Origin of the sequence: Pseudothioclava arenosa (genome assembly GCF_002358085.1) — a bacterium.
Lineage (GTDB): Bacteria > Pseudomonadota > Alphaproteobacteria > Rhodobacterales > Rhodobacteraceae > Pseudothioclava > Pseudothioclava arenosa.
Window position 1 is genome coordinate 15,194 of the sequence record NZ_NTJD01000011.1, and the last position, 17,180, is coordinate 32,373.

Consider the following 17,180-nt stretch of genomic DNA (forward strand, 5'->3'; position numbering starts at 1 on the left):
GTATATCCGCGCCATGAGCCAGAATCCGTCCAGCCTGAACCCGCCCAATCTCCGCCCCGATCTTGCGCCGCAAGCGCGGATCGAGGATGTCGCCCGCCCCGGTCAGCCGAAGGTGGGGATGGTGAGCCTTGGCTGCCCGAAGGCGCTGGTCGACAGTGAGCGCATCCTGACCCGGCTGCGCGCCGAAGGCTACGCGATCAGCCCCGATTACAAGGGCGCCGATGCGGTGATCGTGAACACCTGCGGGTTTCTCGACAGCGCCAAGGCGGAAAGCCTTGAGGCGATCGGCGAGGCGCTGCAGGAAAACGGCAAGGTGATCGTGACGGGCTGTCTGGGCGCGGAGCCCGAGTATATCACCGGCGTGCACCCAAAGGTGCTGGCGGTGACCGGGCCGCAGCAATACGAGCAGGTTCTGGACGCGGTGCATCTGGCCGCGCCGCCCGCACCCGATCCGTTCGTCGATCTGCTGCCGGCGACGGGCGTCAAGCTCACGCCCCGGCATTTCAGCTATCTGAAGATTTCCGAGGGCTGCAACCACCACTGCAAGTTCTGCATCATCCCCGACATGCGCGGGAAACTGGTCAGCCGCCCGGCCCATGCCGTCCTGCGCGAGGCCGAGAAGCTGATCGACGCGGGCGTGCGCGAGCTGCTGGTGATCTCGCAGGATACCTCGGCCTACGGCGTCGATCGCAAGCACGCGACGAGCCCGTGGCAAGACGGCGAGGTGCGCGCCCATATCACCGATCTCGCGCGCGAGATGGGCAAGCTGGCGCAGCCTTCGGGGGCCTGGGTGCGGCTGCATTACGTCTATCCCTATCCGCATGTGCGCGACCTGATCCCGCTGATGGCCGAGGGGCTGGTGCTGCCCTATCTGGATATCCCGTTCCAGCATGCGCATCCCGATACGCTCAAGCGCATGGCGCGGCCCGCGGCCTCGGCGAAGACGCTTGATGAAATCGCCGCCTGGCGCCGCGACTGCCCCGAGATCACCCTGCGCTCGACCTTCATCGTCGGCTATCCGGGCGAGACGGAGGAAGAGTTCCAATACCTGCTCGACTGGATGGACGAGGCGCAGCTCGATCGCGTGGGATGCTTCCAGTATGAAAACGTCGCGGGCGCGCGCAGCAATGACCTGCCCGACCATGTGCCCGCCGAGGTGAAACAGGACCGCTGGGAGCGGTTCATGGAGCGTGCGCAGGCGATTTCCGAGGCGAAGCTGGCGGCCAAGGTCGGCTCGATCCAGCAGGTGATCGTGGACGAGATCGACGAGCAAGGCGCCACCTGCCGCACCAAGGCGGATGCGCCCGAGATCGACGGCAACCTGTTCATCGACGAGGGCTTCGAAGAGCTGCAACCCGGTGACATGGTGACGGTCGAGGTCGACGAGGCCTCGGAATACGACCTCTGGGGCAGCCTCGTCAGCGAAGGCTAAGCCGCCTCGGTCAGGCGACCATGTGGCGGGACCGCGCGCCCTCGTCGGCGATCATCTTGACGATCAGCCGGGCTTCGGGCTTGCGCGGGCTCATCCGCGCGGCCGGGCCATAGGCCTCGAAAGAGGTCGCAAGCGCCGGGAACAGCGCGACAATCTCGGTGATGTCGGAGGGCGAGAGGTATTCCTCGCTCATCTGGCCGGGATGGAAGCTTTCGGCGCGCACGCCTTCGGCGTTCAGCACCGCATGACGATCGAGCAGGATGTGGAAATAGTCGACAAAGAGGCGGCGGCGCACGGCAACGCCCGGCAACCCGATCAAATCCTTGGCGGCGACCAGAACTTCATCGGCGCCCGTCACCAGCGAAACCTGCCAGCCCTGCAGCAAGATCCGGTGGCGCGGCGACACCAGAAGCGGGCGCGCATTGCCGAACACCCCCGGCGCGATGCGGATCGGGGCGGCCTCGCCCAATGCCCCGACGCGGGCCGAACCGACCCAGCGGATCGGCTGCGGACCGTCATCGCGGGTGCAGACCAGATCGCCCGGCGCGAGCTCTTCGACCGCGCGCCAGCCGTCGGGCGTTTCCACACGCGTGCCCGCGGCGAAACAGACGTAATCCTCATAGGTGAAAACCGGCGTCCCCGAGCCGTAATCGGGTTGGTTGTGGAAGGCGACGACCTCATAGGTGCGGCCCGCAACCAGTGGATATTCGCTCAGAAGATAGCTGAGGCTCCCGCCTTTGGGCACGTCGACCGATAGCAGAACAACCTCGAAGGTCCGGTCTTCGATCGGATCGTAAAGGGTCCAGGCGGCGTCGGCGCTGATCGGCACATCGGTATATGTGGTCGTGCCGTTATTGAGCGTCGCAACCGCAAGCTCCTGATCATTGGCGACGTTATCGTCGAGCACCGTTCCTTCGCCACCGGCCTCGGTGTCCGTCAGCGTCATCGTGCCTTCGGCGGTGGCCGGGCCGGTATAGACGAAACTTGCGCCAACGGAGGCAACGAAGCCCGCGTTATAGGGGCTCACCAGATAAAAATCGAACTCATACGTCGCCATAAGCGCCAAACCTCCTTGCGCACGGCTGACCCTCACACGGCGAGCCCTGCGTTGGAGCGCGCGCAAGGCGCCATGCCCCTACGTCAAGACTCTAGGAACACTCCTTAACGGATCGCAAGTCGCAGATGCACGAAAATTGGGCCAGTGTGACTCGTAAGTCGCGGATATCACGTCACGAATCCGCGCGAGCACAACCCTGTGCGGGCGAATGACGGGGTTAATACAACCCTTCGGTGTCGATATGCACCGTCGCGCCGCAATGCTTGCAATGGATCGCGTCGGCGTCGTGCAGGCTCAGCCCGCAGGTCTTGCATTCGTAGCGCACCTTGGTAGGGCGAAACAGCACCTGCGCCAGACGCAAAAACAGGGTCACGCCAAAGATCATGATCGCCACGCTCAGCAACCGCCCCGTCGTGCCATGCAAAGTGATGTCGCCAAACCCCGTCGTGGTCAGCGTCGTCACCGTGAAGTAAAGCGCATCGGCGTAATTCTTGATGTCGTCATTGCGGCCGAATTGCGTGGCATAGATCAGCCCGGTCATCACAAAGAGGAAAACCCCGAGGTTGATGCCGGCCAGGATCACATCCTGATGCTTGCTGAAGAACACGAAGTCTTTCCGCAGCCGCGACAGCAACTGATAGGTGTGCAAGAGCCGCAGCGTGCGTAGCACCCGCAGGAAGCCAAAGCTCTCGCCCGCGATCGGCGCGAGGAAGGACACCATCGCCACCAGATCCGCCAGCGTCGCGGGGCGCGTCCAGAACTTCAGCTTGTGGTCCGAGATGGCGAAGCGCGCGGTAAAATCGGCGACGATCACAAGGCCGATCAGCGCGTCGACGATCTCGACGGCCACCGTGTGCGGAAAGAAGGAGGTGACGATGACGAAGGCGATTGTGACCAGATCGAAGGCCAGAATACCGTAGCGAAACGCGTGCGCCCGCCGGGACGAACCTTCGTAAAGGGCGCGGATCTTACCCAGCATTCCCACCTCACATCTTGGTGCCCATGTCTGAATTTCCTTGCCCTTCTGGCCATAAGCTGTCAATGGGGGGGCGCGAACGCTATCTTTCGACGATCTGCTCCTTTTACGGCTTCAGCTCTCGATTTCGAAGTGACTGAGCCGAGCTGCCGCAATCCTGCGGGCAGCATGATAAAAAGGAGACACGGCATGGCTAACGGCACCGTGAAATGGTTCAACACCACCAAAGGCTACGGCTTTATTGCCCCGGAAAGCGGCGGCAAAGACATCTTCGTGCACATCTCGGCGGTTGAGCGCTCGGGTCTGAGCGCGCTGAACGACGGTCAGGCTGTGACCTTCGACCTCGAAAAAGGCCGCGACGGCCGCGAGTCGGCGATCAACCTCGCTCTCGCCTGATCTGCACGGATCATAAGTATAGAAGGCGGCCCTGACGGGCCGCCTTTTGCGTTTCGGGGTGGCAGATCAGTTGGTGTCGAACTGCGCGACCAGAGCAACGAGCTCGGCGGTGCTGTAGTCGGCCGGGTTCACACCGAGCTGAGCGGCCAGTTGCGCGCGCGCCGGCGAAATCGAGGCCGCGCCCTGGCTCGAAACCGAAACCACATTGGTGGCCGCCTTGACCGCCTCGAAGGGCGCCGCTGCATCTGCATCGTGCTTGGCCGACCAAAGCGCGGCCAGCTGGCCCGCGGTGTAGTCTTCAGCATTCACACCGACCTGAGCGGCGAGCTGAGCGGCACCCGACGAGACCGGCGCGGCAAAAGCGGCACCCGCCGCAACGATGGAAACGAGGCTCAGGGACAGAACCGATTTACGCATGATATTCTCCTGTCTTTTCAATCTGTAACGCGGCAAACCATTCGCTGCGTCGCTTGGTGAGACAGAGATATAGCTGTGCGTCAGAACTGAAAACGGCGAGAAATATCGACGTTCTGTGCAAAAATATGGTATTTAAAAATCGGCTGCGCGCCCTGCTCTGACAAGTTCTTGTCCTGCAAGGAATTTTCTGCGCGCGCAAAATCCTTGCCCTCTAAATACGGCCCCGGAGCCCACGCCCGCCGATCAAACCCGCGCGACCGGGCGTGAACAAAGCACCGAAATTCGTGATCCCCCTCGCCGCGAAAGCAGGTATCCTCGGTGCATTCAGCCCCGGAGACGCTTGATGAGACTGACATTACCCGAGCCCGATATCGACATTGGAATCGACACGTTTGAGTCTGACAAAGCGCTGGATTGGCTTGAGCGCACCTCCTTCGGAGAAAGGCTGAGCAAGCTGGTCGAGGCAATCGACGACCCGACCGTGATTGCGCTGGATGGCGCATGGGGCAGCGGCAAGTCGCATTTCCTGAAGCTCTGGGCGGGCGCGCACGAGCACCAGTTCAATCACAAGGCTCGGGTGGTCTATTTCGACGCCTTCAAAGAGGATTTTCTGGATGACCCGCTGATCAGTCTGGTGGCGGCGCTTGCCCCGGCAAAGGAAGACGACAGCAAGATTAGCAAGGCCACAACGAAACTGAAACGCCTGGCAATCCCTCTGGCGAAAGGCGCGGCGCGTGTCGGGCTGGCAGCTGCAAGCTATGGTGCGACCGCGGCGGTGGAAGGTGTCTGGGATGCCCTTGCCGAAGCCACAAGCGACGAGCTTGGCAAAGGCGTCGCGGCGATTGACAAGCTCTGGGCGCGCGAGACCACCAAGCGCGCGGCGATGGACGCCTTCGTCGCGACCCTGCGCGAGGCAACGCAACCCGAGACGGACGGTGGCCCACTGAACAAGCTTGTCATCATCGTGGATGAGCTGGACCGCTGCCGCCCCGATTACGCGCTGTCGCTGCTGGAAACGATCAAGCATTTCTTTGCCGTGGATGGCGTGCATTTCGTGCTGGGGGTGAACCTGGGCGAGTTGGAAAACTCGGTGAAGGCGCGCTACGGGGCGGGGTGCGATGCGCGGAGCTATTTGCAGAAGTTTGTGACGCTGAGGCTCCGCCTGCCTCAAACACCGGGGGAGCCGTTTGTGCGCCCTTCGGACCCGGAAATCTTTGCTGAAACGCTCTGCAAGAAGCTCGAACTTCCCGCCAACCTCACAAGGCATTTCGCATTTCTGGTCAGCGAGCGAAATAAGGCTGCCCCCCTCTCGTTCCGGGAAATCGAGCGTTTCGCGACGCGCGCTGCTCTCATGGCACCCTTTCTCCGACCGGAGAAAGACATGCGCCTGCTCGCAGTGCTAACTATCTGCATGATAGAGGTCACCGCGCCTGACGTATCCGCACAGCTCCGGCGCGGACAGCTTGAAAACAGGCCGCTCTCGGCCTTCTTCGGGCTGGCATCAGATGGCTCCGGATTCGATGGCGGGCAGTTCGCCAGCCTCCTTGCGATGCTGGAAGGCTTGGAGCCCATCGCGCCAGATTTCGATCGAAGATTCATCGGAAGCGATATGATCCCGCATATCTATGAAAACTATATCGACGCGTGGGGGAGCATCTAGGCCTGCCCCCTTCCCCCTTCGCGCCATTTCCCCTATCTAGGCGCCAAACCCCTTGTTTTGCGCGCGAAAGGTGCCCCGATGGCCTCGTATCAATATGTTTATCACATGGATGGCGTCTCCAAGACCTATCCGGGCGGCAAGAAATGCTTTGAGAACATCCGCCTGTCCTTCCTGCCGGGCGTGAAGATCGGCGTCGTCGGCGTGAACGGCGCGGGTAAATCGACGCTCCTGCGCATCATGGCGGGCACCGACAAGGATTTCACCGGCGAGGCCTGGGCCGCGAAGGGCGCCAAGGTCGGCTACCTGCCGCAGGAGCCGGTGCTGGACGAAAGCCTCGATGTGCGCGGCAACGTGATGCTGGGCGTCGCCGAGAAACGCGCCAAGCTCGACCGCTACAACGAGCTGGCGATGAACTACTCGGACGAGACCGCCGACGAGATGGCGAAGCTGCAAGACGAGATCGACGCCGAGAACCTCTGGGATCTCGACAGCCAGATCGACGTCGCGATGGAGGCCCTGCGCTGCCCGCCGGACGATGCCAATGTCGCGACGCTCTCGGGCGGTGAGCGCCGCCGCGTGGCGCTGTGCAAGCTGCTGCTTGAGGCGCCCGACATGCTGCTCCTGGACGAACCGACCAACCACCTTGATGCCGAAACCATCGCCTGGCTGCAAAAGCACCTGATCGAGTACAAGGGCACGATCCTCTGCGTCACGCACGACCGTTATTTCCTCGACGACATCACCGGCTGGATCCTCGAGCTCGACCGCGGCCGCGGCATTCCCTACGAGGGGAATTATTCGAGCTGGCTGGAGCAGAAAGCCAAACGCCTCGAACAGGAAGCCCGCGAGGACAAGGCCAAGCAGAAGGTTCTGGAAAAGGAACTCGAATGGATCCGCGCCGGCGCCAAGGCGCGTCAGGCGAAATCCAAGGCCCGTATTCAGGCCTATGAAAAGATGGCCGACCAGTCCGAGCGCGAGCGCATTGGCCGCGCCCAGATCATCATCCCGAACGGCCCGCGCCTCGGCGGCAAGGTGATCGAGGTCAACGGCCTCTCGAAGCACTACGGCGACAAGCAACTGATCGAGGACCTCTCGCTCTCGATCCCGCCGGGCGCCATTGTCGGCGTGATCGGCCCGAACGGCGCCGGCAAATCGACGCTGTTCCGCATGATCACCGGCAACGAGCAGCCCGACAGCGGCACCGTCGAGCTGGGCGATACGGTGAAGCTGGCCTATGTCGACCAGTCGCGCGACGCGCTCGACGCCAACAAGACCGTGTGGGAGGAAATCTCGGGCGGGGCCGAGCAGATCGTGTTGGGCGACGCGCAGATCAACTCGCGCGCCTATTGCGGCGCCTTCAACTTCAAGGGCGGCGACCAGCAGAAGAAAGTCGGCCTCCTGTCGGGCGGCGAACGCAACCGCGTCCACATGGCGAAACTGCTGAAATCGGGCGGCAACGTGCTGCTGCTCGACGAACCGACCAACGACCTCGACGTGGAAACCCTGCAGGCGCTGGAGGCCGCGATCGAAGACTTCGCCGGCTGCGCGATCATCATCTCGCACGACCGCTTCTTCCTCGACCGCCTCTGCACGCATATCCTCGCCTTCGAAGGCGACGCCCATGTCGAGTTCTTCGAGGGCAACTTCGAGGCCTACGAAGAAGACAAGATCCGCCGCCTCGGCCCGGATTCGGTGGAGCCGAAGCGCGTGAAGTACAAGAAGTTCACGCGCTAACCCGTTTACCGCCGCAACCGAAGATTGTAGCCTCCGCACAGAGATGTGCGGAGGCTACTTCATCCATGACAAAAGAAGCAGACGGCGAAACGAAAATTCAACCGACTTGCGGCATTGTTATGCCTATTTCTGAATGCGATGGACGCCCAGAAACGCACTGGTCAGATGTCCGCGACATCATCACGGAAGCAGCCAAATCTGCAGGATACAATGCGCGTTTGGTGAGCGACACCTTCGAAACAAACTTAATCCACACCGAAATCATTCGAAACATTTACGAAGACGAGATAATTATCTGCGATGTGAGCGGCCGAAACCCGAATGTGTTCTTTGAACTCGGCATTCGCATGGCAACGCAAAAGCCCACAATTATTATCAAAGATGATAAAACCATATATCCGTTTGACACATCAACAAATCGCTACATCCAATACCCCCGAGACCTGCGCCATCCATTGATGGAGAAGTTTAAGACCGAACTGATTGCAATGATCGGAAAGGTAAAGCATCAAACGGAGGATCAAAGCTTTATTGGGCAGATTGGCCCTTTCAAGATACCTAAAATTGAAAGCACGGAAGTGTCTGCGTCGGAGGCCATTCTTCAACGTCTAAACGAAATCGAACGAAAGATGACGCCACCAGAGACGAGGCGGGTGATTAACCCAGCCTATAAATTTAGGTTCCATCCCGGTGCAGAAGTCAAATTCCGAAATATCGACATCGATGAAGTTGATGCCTGCATAAGAAACATTGATGCCGCGGCCATCAACGATGCGATCGAAACAATGTGTCAAACTGATTGGAAAGTATCTTTCAACGTTCCGCACATTTTGGAGAATGATCATACACATGTTGGAATCGCTGGGCCGGACGTCATGACCAAGTCATTTCAAACCGCATTCATGAAAGCACTCGACGACGCAATCCCGTTTTAAATGATCCTCCGCCTCCTCACCTACCTCTCCTCCCCCGAGGCCGCGCGCGCCCTTGCGACGGCGCTCCTTGACGCCCGCCTCATCGCTTGCGCGAATATCGGGCCCGCGGTCGAATCCCATTACACATGGGACGGCGCGCGGCAGGTTGATGCGGAAACCCAGCTCTGGCTGAAAACGCGCACCGATCTGCGCGACCGGGTGATGGCCGAAATCACGCGGCTCCACCCTTACGAGGTGCCGCTGATCGCCGCCGACGAGATCGACGTGAATGCCGATTACGCCGCCTGGGTCTCCGACCAGACCCGCTGATTTCTTCTTGGCCCAAATACGCAAAAAGCCCGCGCCGTGGCGCGGGCCCTTTCGGTTGCAAACCGGTTACTGCGCCCAGTCCCAGGGCACGGTGAACTCGCCCAGCTTCTGCCGCAGCACCTCTTCGTTGACCGCGCCGGTCGTCGCCATATGCGCGACAAGGCCGCGCTTCTTGTCCTCCGAGACCGAGACCACATGCGCCGCGATCTCGGCATCAGCCAGCGCCGCATTCAGCACCCGCATGATCGCGCGCTTGCGCAGGTCCGGCTTGAAGATCTTGCCCACCGCAGTCTTGGGCAGCTCGTCCATCACCTCGAGGTGCTTCGGGATCGCCGCGCGTTCGTGGATGTGCTTTTTCGCGTGCTTGGCCAGTTCTTCCACCGTCACCTCGGCGCCCGCCACCAGCTCGACATAAGCGCAGGGCAGCTCGCCCGCGAAACTGTCAGGCTGGCCGATAGCCCCGGCAAAAGCCACCGCCGGATGCGCCAGCAGCGCCTCTTCGATCTCGGCCGGGTCGATGTTGTGGCCGCCCCGAATGATCAGGTCTTTCGCCCGCCCGGTGATCCAGAGGTACCCATCCGCGTCGATCCGCCCAAGGTCGCCCGTGCGCAGGAACCGATCTTCGGCGAAAAGGTCGTGGTTCTTGTCGGCCTCGGTATAGGTCGAGCCCTCGAACACGCCGGGGTTGGCGACGCAGATCTCGCCGACCTCGTCCACGCCGCATTCGATGAACCCGTCGGGCGAGCCACGCAGGATGCGCACATGGGTGTAGGGCAGCGGAATGCCGACCGAGCCGACCTTCTTGTGCCCATCGACCGGGTTCACCGAGACGAGGCAGGTCGCCTCGGTCAGGCCGTAGCCCTCGGCGATCTCGACGCCAGTCGCCGCCTTGAAGCGGTTATACAGCTCGATCGGCAAGGGCGCCGAGCCCGAGATCGCGGTCTTCAGCGACGAGATATCGGCATCGACCGGGCGCTGCATCAGCGCGGAAATCGCCGTGGGGACCGTGATCAGGAAGGTCACGTGCCAACGCTCGACCAGCTTCCAGAAATTGTCAAAGACGCCGTCGCCGCGATAGCCCGCAGGCGTCGGAAACACGACATGCGCGCCCGAGGCGATGGCCGACATCAGGATCGGATAGGCCGCGAAGACGTGGAACAGCGGCAAGGGGCAGATCATCACGTCGTCCTGATCGAACAACAGCCGCCCGCCGAGCCAGCCGTTGTAGATCATGCCCGAATATTTGTGCTGCGCGACTTTCGGCATGCCGGTGGTGCCGCCGGTATGGAAATAGGCGGCGACGCGATCAACCGCCGGGTCGTCGAATTGCAGGCTGGCCGACGGCATCTTCGCGGCCTCGCGGTTGAAATTCAGCACGTCCGCATGGTGGCGGAACGGAGTTTTCGGCCGCACCAGCGGCACGATCCAGCTTTTCGGCGGCGTCAGGTAGCGGTTGAGGTCGATCTCGAGCACGGTCTGCACATTGGGCGCGTGCTTGACCGCCTCGGCCGCCTTTTGCGCGACATCGGTCTTGGGAAAGCTCTTCAGCGTGACCAGAACCTTGGCTTTGGTTTCGCGCAGGATCGCGGCGATCTGCTCGGCCTCCAGAAGCGGGTTGATCGGGTTCACGATACCCGCCGTCGCCCCCGCCAGAAGCGTCACTGCCGTTTCAAGGCAGTTCGGCAACAGGTAGGCCACCGTGTCATTCGGCCCGATGCCAAGCTTGCGGAACAGGTTCGCCGCCTGGGTCACGCGGCCATGCAGCTCGTTCCAGCTGAGCGTCTCGGCCGGGTCTTTCGGCCCGGACAGGATCTGAAACGTCAGCGCCGGGCGCGCGCCATGGGCGTCGCGGGCGCGCGTCAGAAACTCGTAAATGGTGGCCGCTTTGTCGCGCGCCTCATAGGGCTTTTCGGCCTCGACCGCATCGCGGTCCGCGACGGTGGCAAATCTGTTTTGCATGTCTTCCTCCCGAGCCGCGCCAAGGCCCTCCGCCCCGGGCGCAGTCTTTTGTTCAGGATGGGGCAAAGGAGGCGTTCGGGCAAGATGGCGACTTGCCGCGAACGTCACGTTACAATTCCGTAAGACGCGGCGTCAGCACGCGAAAAGGGCGCCCTGTGCGGACGCCCCGATCAACGGTCAAGCGGGCTCAGGCCTTGCCGCCCGGGATGCGCAGCACCTGGCCCGGATAGATCTTGTCGGGATGGGTCAGCATCGGCTTGTTGGCCTCGAAGATCTCGGGATAGCGGTTGGCATTGCCCAGCGTCTTCTTGGCGATCGCCGAGAGCGTGTCGCCCTTGACGACGGTGTGGAACACGGCATCGGCGGTGTCATCATCCTGTTTGGTTTCGACCGCGGCAACACCATCGACATTGCCCACCGCGAGGATGATCTTCTCCTTGGTCTCGGCGTCGATCGCCTTGCCCGAAACGACGACCTTGTCGCCCTCGACCTTGAGGTCCACGCCCTCGGTGTTCAGGCCCAGATCCTGCAGCTCGGCCTTGAGCGCATCTTCCTTCGGCGCCTCGGCGGCCTCGGCCTTGCCGAACAGCGACTTGCCCGCGTCTTTCACGAAATTCCACAAACCCATGTCATACTCCTTTGTTTTCCGCCGCCGGTCCGGCGATGCGGCTCAGATTACTGTCAGAGTGCAACAGACAGGCGATAGACGGCAGGGGGAAAATCGCGCTGCCTTTCTCGCAGACCGGGTTCCTTTGCGGAAGCCGGGTCTGCGTATTTGGACCAAGAAGAAACAAGGGCCACCCTCAAGGCGGCCCCGTTCCGGTTTCTTCTTGGCGAAAATACGCGAAAGCAACCGCGCCGCGCGGGCGTCCGTCAGGTCGGGGCGCCGTCGGTGAACTGCAGCCGCGCCAGCTCAGCGTAAAGCCCGCCTTCGGCGACCAGTTCGTCATGCGTGCCTTGCGCGACGATCCGACCGTCCTCGAAGACCACGATACGATCAGCCTTTTTCACCGTCGCCAGACGGTGCGCCACGATCAGCGTGGTGCGGGTCAGCGCGAGCTGGTCAACCGCCGCCTGCACTTCGCGTTCCGAGGCCGCATCGAGCGCCGAGGTCGCCTCGTCCAGCAGCAGGATCGGTGCGTCGCGCAGGATCGCGCGGGCAATGGCGATGCGCTGTTTCTGACCGCCGGACAGCATCACGCCGCGCTCGCCGACGTAGGTCTCGTAGCCATCGGGCAGCGCGGAGAGGAAATCATGCGCATGGGCGGCGCGGGCGGCGGCCTCGACATCGGCATCCGAGGCCTCGGGGCGCCCGAAGCGGATATTCTCGCGCGCGGTGGCGGCGAAGATCACCGGGTCTTGCGGCACCAGCGCGATGGCATGGCGGAAGTCATGGCGTGCCAGCGTGCGCAGGTCGTAGCCGTCGATCGAGACGGTGCCGTGCTCGGGGTCCCAGAAGCGCTGGATCAGCTGGATCACGGTGGTCTTGCCTGCGCCCGAGGGGCCGACCAGCGCCACGGTTTCGCCCGGACGGATGTCGAGCGTGACGCCTTCGAGCGCCGAGGTTTCCGGGCGCGAGGGATAGTGGAAGGTCACGTCGTCGAAACGGATCGCGCCCGCAGCCGGCATCGGCAGCGGCACGGGATGCTCGGGGTCCTTCACGTTATCTTCGGAGCCCAGCAGCTCGACCAGACGCTCGGTCGCGCCCGCAGCGCGCTGCAGCTCGCCCCAGATCTCCGACAGCGCGCCCACCGAGCCCGCCACCATCACCGCGTAGATCACGAATTGCACCAGCTCGCCGACCGACATGTCGCCCAGCCGCACATCGCGCGCGCCGACCCAGAGCACGCCCACCACGCCCGCGAAGACAAGGAAGATCACGATCACCGTCATCACCGCGCGGGTGTTGATGCGCCGCTGCGCCGACGTATAGCTTTTCTCGGTCACATCCGAGAATTGCGCGCGCGTGCGCGCCTCGTGGGTGAAGGCCTGCACGGTCTGCGCCGACAGGAGCGCCTCTGAGGCCGAGCCCGAGGAGGAGGCGATCCAGTCCTGGTTCTCGCGCGAGAGGTTGCGCAGGCGCCGCCCCAGCGTGACGATCGGAATCACCACCGCTGGCACGATCAGCAGCACCAGCCCCGTCAGCTTGGCCGAGGTGACCAGGAGCATCACCATGCCGCCCAGCAGAATCAGCACGTTGCGCAGCGCCACAGACACAGACGAGCCGATCACCGACAGGATCAGCGTGGTATCGGTGGTGATCCGGCTGATGATCTCGCCGGTCAGGATGCGCTCGAAGAAGGCGGGCGACATCGAGATCACCCGGTCGAACACCGCCTTGCGGATATCGGCCACGACACGCTCGCCGAACGAGGTCACAAGCCAATAGCGCGCGCCGGTCCCGATCGCGAGCAGCGCGACGATGGTCAGGGCGGCAAAGAAATACTGGTCGAGCAGCTCGGCGCCCTGCTGGAACCCGTCAACGACGCGGCGCACCGCGAGCGGCAGGATCAGCGAGATCGACGCGGTCAGCATCAGCGCCAGCAGCGCCCCGAGCGCACGCCCCTTGTACGGCGTGATGAACGGCCCGAGCCCCCTGAGCGCCCCGATCCGTTTCGACGTCGGACGATCATCGAGCTGCGTTTGCGATCTGCGTGCCATGACACCTCCCTGTTGCGGATGGGTTTAGGGGCTGAAACAGGCCGGGGCAAGCCGCGAATCTCGGGCCAGAAGCCCATCGGCCCCACGTTTTCGGGAGGGGGCTGGTGCGGGCGGCCGGACTCGAACCGGCATGGGTTTGCACCCGAGGGAGTTTAAGTCCCTTGCGTCTACCATTTCGCCACGCCCGCGGCCCCCTTGGATTAGAGGCTCGGGCGGGCGGCGGCAAGCGGGCTCAGCGGCCTTCGTATTGCGCGGGGCGCTTTTCGAGGAAAGCGAGCACGCCTTCGCGGAAATCATGGGTCGCGCCAAGCTGGCCCTGAAGCTGGGCCTCGCGTTCAAGCTGCTGGCCGAGGTCGTTGGAATAGCCCTCGCGCATGGCCTGCTTGATCGCGCGGTAAGCCTGCGTCGGCCCTTTCGCCAGCGCCATGGCCCGCGCCCGCCAGTGGTGGTCGAAATCGACATCGGCCACGGCTTCCCAGATCATGCCCCACTCGGCGGCGCGGCGCGCGTCGATCTTCTCGGCAAAAAGCGCCAGCCCCATCGCACGGGCAAAGCCCACCTGTCGCGGCAGCCAATAGGTGCCGCCCGCATCCGGCATCAACCCGATGCGCGAAAACGCCTGCATGAACACCGCCGACTCGGCCGCGATCACCACATCGGCTGCCAGCGCAAGGTTCGCCCCCGCGCCCGCCGCCGGACCGTTCACCGCCGCGATCACCGGGATCGGCGCGTCATAGATCGCCTCGAGCATCGGTTCGTATTCGTCGCGCAGCACGCGCTCGAGGTCGAGCCCCGCCGCCGCCGCGCCATCGCCAAGGTCCTGCCCCGAGCAGAACGCCCGCCCTGCCCCCGTCAGCACCGCCACGCGGGCCTCGCCCGAGGCCCGGCGCATCGCCTCCAGCAGCTCGGCGCGCATCTGCGTGTTGAGCGCGTTCATCACGTCGGGACGGTCGAGCGTGATCACCGCCATCCCGTCCGACAGTTCGTAGCGGATCGCCTTATAGGGCATCTCGGCCTCCCTTTCCGATTGCGTCACGCCAGATTAGCGCCTTTGCCGCGCGGCAAAAGCGAAACACTGCGTCACATCGCGCAAGCGCACTCAGGCGCCGGGCTTGTCGTCGGCCAGAAGTTCCTTGAGGCGGCGCTCTTCCTCGGCATCGAGCGCCTGCGGTGCGGCCTCGACCGCCGACCCGCGCCGACGCAGATAGATGAAGCCGCCTATCCCCGCGATCAACAGGGCCACCGGCCCGAGATAATAGAGGATCAGGTTGGCGCCGGTCTTTTCCGGCTCGAACAGCACGTATTCGCCGTAGCGGTCGGTGATGTAATCGAGCACCTCGCTGTCGCTATCACCCGCGATCAGGCGCTCGCGCACCAGAAGCCGCAGGTCGCGCGACACTTCCGCGTTCGACTCGTCGATATTCTCGCCCTGACAGACCGGGCAGCGCAGCACCTGGCTGATCGTGCGGGCGCGCGCCTCCATCGCGGGATCGGGCAGCACCTCGTCGGGCTGCACCGCCAGAACCGGCGAGGCCAGCAGGAACGAGGCGAGGACAAGACGTTTCAGCATGGGATCACTCCGCCGGTTGGGTCGCCGCGGGGGCGGTCTTGCGTGCGCCCGCCGCAACACGATAGCGGCGGTCGGTGAGGCTCAGAAGCCCGCCCAGCGCCATCATCAGGCAGCCCGTCCAGATCCAGTTGGCGAAGGGCTTGATATAGGTGCGCACGGCCCAGCCGCCGCCCGCCTGCGGATCTCCGATCACCAGATAGATGTCGCGCCACAGGCCATTGTCGATATCGGCCTCGGTCGTCGGCATCGCCTCGACCGGGTAGGTGCGTTTCTCGGGGTGCAGCACTGTGATCAGCTTGCCGTCGCGACGTACCGACATCGTGCCCGTGGTCGACATGTAGTTCGGCCCCTGCACCCGGTCGACGGAATCGAGCGTGATTTCAAAGCCCGCGACCTCGAAGGGCTCGCCGATGATCGCCACGCGGATGTCTTCACGCTGGCCCGCCATCAGAAGGCCGATGCCGATGAAGGTGATGCCAAGGCCCGCATGCGCCACCGCCTTGCCCCAGTCCGCGCGCGGCAGGCGGGTCAGGCGGGCAGGCGTGCGGCCCGCGCGCACCCACAGCTCGGCCAGCGCGCCAAAGGCGATCCACGAGCCGAGGAAGGCCGAAACCAGCGCCAGCATCGAGCGGCCGGTCTCAAGGCTCCAGGCGAGCCCCGCGACGGCCAGCGCCACGATCAGCGCGGGCGCCATCTGACGCAGGCTGCGGGCGAAATTCGCGCGCTTCCACGGCATGACCGCGCCGATCGGCAAGAGCAGCGCGAGGATCACCATGAAGGGCGTGAAGGCTTTCTCGAAGAAGGGCGCACCCACCGAGAGCTTGCGATCCCAGAACATCTCGGCGACGAGCGGCCAGACGGTGCCGACAAAGACCACCAGCGCCGCAATCGCGAGAAGGATATTGTTGAACACCAGCGCGCTTTCGCGCGAGACCATCGAGAAGATCCCCTTGGCCTGCATCCGGTCGGCCCGCGCGGCATAAAGCGTCAGCGCGCCACCCACGAAAGCGCCGAGGATCGCGAGGATGAAGATCCCGCGCTCGGGGTCGTTGGCGAAGCTGTGCACCGAGGTGATAACCCCCGAACGCACGATGAAGGTGCCAATCAGCGAGAAGCCGAAGGCCATGATCGCCAAAAGGATAGTCCAGCTCTTCAGCGCCTCGCGTTTCTCCACGACGATCGCGGAATGCAGCAGCGCCGCGGCCAGCAGCCAGGGCATGAAGGACGCGTTCTCGACCGGGTCCCAGAACCAGAAACCACCCCAGCCAAGCTCGTAATAGGCCCACCACGAGCCGAGCGCGATGCCGATGGTCAGGAAGATCCAGGCCGCCAGCGTCCAGGGCCGCACCCAGCGCGCCCAGGCGGCGTCGACACGGCCCTCGATCAGCGCGGCGACCGCGAAGGAAAACGCCATCGAAAGGCCCACATAGCCGAGATAGAGGAACGGCGGGTGGAAGGCGAGGCCGGGGTCTTGCAGGAGCGGGTTCAGGCCCGAGCCGTTGAACGGCGGGTCAGCCAGACGGGTGAACGGGTTCGAGGTGAACAGGATGAAGCCCAGGAAGGCCAGCCCGATCAGGCCCTGGATCGACAGCACACGCGCGCGCAGACGCGGCGGCAGGTTGCCTCCGAACCACGCGGCGGCGGCCCCGAACAGCGCCAGGATCAGCACCCACAGGAGCATCGAGCCCTCGTGGTTCCCCCAGACGCCCGAAACCTTGTAAAGCAGCGGCTTGTCGGTATGCGAGTTCGCGTAAACGAGCTGCAGCGAGAAATCCGAGGTGACGAAGGCGTAGGTCAGCGCCCCGAAGGACAGCGCGATCAGCAGGAACTGCGCCGAGGCCGCGGGCTCCCCCACGGCCATCCAGCCGGTCCAGTTCTTCTGCGCCCCGATCAGCGGGACAATGGACTGCACGATGGCAACGCAGAATGCCAGCACCAGCGCGAAATGGCCAAGTTCGACGATCATCGGGTATCCTCCTGTACGCGGCGCGGATCATAGAGACGGATGCGCGCCGAGGAAACCCGGATGCGCGCCGATGTCGCAAGCTTTCACGCTAAGGTGAGCCGCGCGGCT

Annotated in this window: 15 protein-coding genes and 1 tRNA gene; 6 read left to right on the top strand and 10 right to left on the bottom strand. The window is 63.5% G+C overall.

From position 1 onward, the window contains the following. Positions 1–13 precede the first annotated feature (13 nt). The gene (gene rimO / locus CLN94_RS12875) at positions 14–1,432 is read left to right on the top strand and encodes a 30S ribosomal protein S12 methylthiotransferase RimO (protein ID WP_096434358.1); all 1,419 of its coding nucleotides are present in this window, start codon (positions 14–16) and stop codon (positions 1,430–1,432) included. A gap of 10 nt (positions 1,433–1,442) precedes the next feature. Here rimO and CLN94_RS12880 read toward each other — a convergent pair whose 3' ends face one another. Continuing rightward, the gene (locus CLN94_RS12880; protein ID WP_096434359.1) at positions 1,443–2,489 is read right to left on the bottom strand and encodes a Hint domain-containing protein; all 1,047 of its coding nucleotides are present in this window, start codon (positions 2,487–2,489) and stop codon (positions 1,443–1,445) included. 217 nt (positions 2,490–2,706) lie between these two features. Then, entirely contained in the window at positions 2,707–3,468 is a 762-nt protein-coding gene (locus CLN94_RS12885; protein WP_096434360.1) for a potassium channel family protein, read from the bottom strand. Between the two features lie 186 nt (positions 3,469–3,654). On the opposite strand from CLN94_RS12885, the gene CLN94_RS12890 reads away from it, so the two are divergent. Continuing rightward, positions 3,655–3,861 carry a cold-shock protein gene (locus CLN94_RS12890; protein ID WP_096434361.1) on the top strand — a complete coding sequence of 69 codons (207 nt, stop codon included), beginning with the start codon at positions 3,655–3,657 and terminating at the stop codon, positions 3,859–3,861. 66 nt (positions 3,862–3,927) lie between these two features. Here CLN94_RS12890 and CLN94_RS12895 read toward each other — a convergent pair whose 3' ends face one another. Further along, positions 3,928–4,278 (bottom strand): hypothetical protein, encoded by a 351-nt coding sequence (locus CLN94_RS12895; RefSeq protein WP_096434362.1) that lies wholly within the window; start codon positions 4,276–4,278, stop codon positions 3,928–3,930. A 343-nt stretch (positions 4,279–4,621) separates the two neighbouring features. On the opposite strand from CLN94_RS12895, the gene CLN94_RS12900 reads away from it, so the two are divergent. From CLN94_RS12900 to cutA, 4 genes are all read left to right on the top strand, one after another. Continuing rightward, positions 4,622–5,938, top strand: coding sequence for a KAP family P-loop NTPase fold protein (locus tag CLN94_RS12900; RefSeq protein WP_096434363.1), 1,317 nt, complete (start codon positions 4,622–4,624; stop codon positions 5,936–5,938). Positions 5,939–6,016: 78 nt separating this feature from the next. Beyond that, positions 6,017–7,672 (top strand): energy-dependent translational throttle protein EttA, encoded by a 1,656-nt coding sequence (ettA, locus tag CLN94_RS12905; protein WP_096434364.1) that lies wholly within the window; start codon positions 6,017–6,019, stop codon positions 7,670–7,672. 65 nt (positions 7,673–7,737) lie between these two features. Continuing rightward, a complete protein-coding gene (locus tag CLN94_RS12910; RefSeq protein ID WP_143598927.1) occupies positions 7,738–8,607 on the top strand; it encodes a hypothetical protein in 870 nt (289 codons plus the stop codon). Next, positions 8,608–8,916, top strand: coding sequence for a divalent-cation tolerance protein CutA (cutA, locus tag CLN94_RS12915; RefSeq protein ID WP_096434366.1), 309 nt, complete (start codon positions 8,608–8,610; stop codon positions 8,914–8,916). Between the two features lie 66 nt (positions 8,917–8,982). On the opposite strand, the gene CLN94_RS12920 is transcribed toward cutA, so the two are convergent. From CLN94_RS12920 to CLN94_RS12950, 7 genes are all read right to left on the bottom strand, one after another. Then, positions 8,983–10,875, bottom strand: coding sequence for an acyl-CoA synthetase (locus tag CLN94_RS12920; RefSeq protein WP_096434367.1), 1,893 nt, complete (start codon positions 10,873–10,875; stop codon positions 8,983–8,985). 187 nt (positions 10,876–11,062) lie between these two features. After that, entirely contained in the window at positions 11,063–11,503 is a 441-nt protein-coding gene (gene lysM / locus CLN94_RS12925; protein ID WP_096434368.1) for a peptidoglycan-binding protein LysM, read from the bottom strand. 245 nt (positions 11,504–11,748) lie between these two features. Next, positions 11,749–13,536 (bottom strand): ABC transporter transmembrane domain-containing protein, encoded by a 1,788-nt coding sequence (locus tag CLN94_RS12930; protein ID WP_096434369.1) that lies wholly within the window; start codon positions 13,534–13,536, stop codon positions 11,749–11,751. A gap of 102 nt (positions 13,537–13,638) precedes the next feature. Further along, positions 13,639–13,724: transfer RNA gene (locus tag CLN94_RS12935), tRNA-Leu, on the bottom strand. Positions 13,725–13,768: 44 nt separating this feature from the next. Then, positions 13,769–14,545 (bottom strand): enoyl-CoA hydratase-related protein, encoded by a 777-nt coding sequence (locus CLN94_RS12940; protein WP_096434370.1) that lies wholly within the window; start codon positions 14,543–14,545, stop codon positions 13,769–13,771. 90 nt (positions 14,546–14,635) lie between these two features. Then, positions 14,636–15,106 (bottom strand): cytochrome c-type biogenesis protein, encoded by a 471-nt coding sequence (locus CLN94_RS12945; protein ID WP_096434371.1) that lies wholly within the window; start codon positions 15,104–15,106, stop codon positions 14,636–14,638. A gap of 4 nt (positions 15,107–15,110) precedes the next feature. Then, a complete protein-coding gene (locus CLN94_RS12950) occupies positions 15,111–17,072 on the bottom strand; it encodes a heme lyase CcmF/NrfE family subunit (protein ID WP_096434372.1) in 1,962 nt (653 codons plus the stop codon). Between the last annotated feature and the right edge of the window lie 108 nt (positions 17,073–17,180).

Bases quoted from the DNA above. Each gene is read 5' to 3' on its own strand.
- CLN94_RS12950 (WP_096434372.1), bottom strand. From the start codon at position 17,072: ATGATCGTCGAACTTGGCCATTTCGCGCTGGTGCTGGCATTCTGCGTT.
- CLN94_RS12920 (WP_096434367.1), bottom strand. From the start codon at position 10,875: ATGCAAAACAGATTTGCCACCGTCGCGGACCGCGATGCGGTCGAGGCC.
- CLN94_RS12910 (WP_143598927.1), top strand. From the start codon at position 7,738: ATGACAAAAGAAGCAGACGGCGAAACGAAAATTCAACCGACTTGCGGC.
- lysM (WP_096434368.1), bottom strand. From the start codon at position 11,503: ATGGGTTTGTGGAATTTCGTGAAAGACGCGGGCAAGTCGCTGTTCGGC.
- CLN94_RS12895 (WP_096434362.1), bottom strand. From the start codon at position 4,278: ATGCGTAAATCGGTTCTGTCCCTGAGCCTCGTTTCCATCGTTGCGGCG.
- rimO (WP_096434358.1), top strand. From the start codon at position 14: ATGAGCCAGAATCCGTCCAGCCTGAACCCGCCCAATCTCCGCCCCGAT.
- cutA (WP_096434366.1), top strand. From the start codon at position 8,608: ATGATCCTCCGCCTCCTCACCTACCTCTCCTCCCCCGAGGCCGCGCGC.
- CLN94_RS12940 (WP_096434370.1), bottom strand. From the start codon at position 14,545: ATGCCCTATAAGGCGATCCGCTACGAACTGTCGGACGGGATGGCGGTG.
- ettA (WP_096434364.1), top strand. From the start codon at position 6,017: ATGGCCTCGTATCAATATGTTTATCACATGGATGGCGTCTCCAAGACC.
- CLN94_RS12930 (WP_096434369.1), bottom strand. From the start codon at position 13,536: ATGGCACGCAGATCGCAAACGCAGCTCGATGATCGTCCGACGTCGAAA.
- CLN94_RS12885 (WP_096434360.1), bottom strand. From the start codon at position 3,468: ATGCTGGGTAAGATCCGCGCCCTTTACGAAGGTTCGTCCCGGCGGGCG.
- CLN94_RS12880 (WP_096434359.1), bottom strand. From the start codon at position 2,489: ATGGCGACGTATGAGTTCGATTTTTATCTGGTGAGCCCCTATAACGCG.
- CLN94_RS12945 (WP_096434371.1), bottom strand. From the start codon at position 15,106: ATGCTGAAACGTCTTGTCCTCGCCTCGTTCCTGCTGGCCTCGCCGGTT.
- CLN94_RS12890 (WP_096434361.1), top strand. From the start codon at position 3,655: ATGGCTAACGGCACCGTGAAATGGTTCAACACCACCAAAGGCTACGGC.
- CLN94_RS12900 (WP_096434363.1), top strand. From the start codon at position 4,622: ATGAGACTGACATTACCCGAGCCCGATATCGACATTGGAATCGACACG.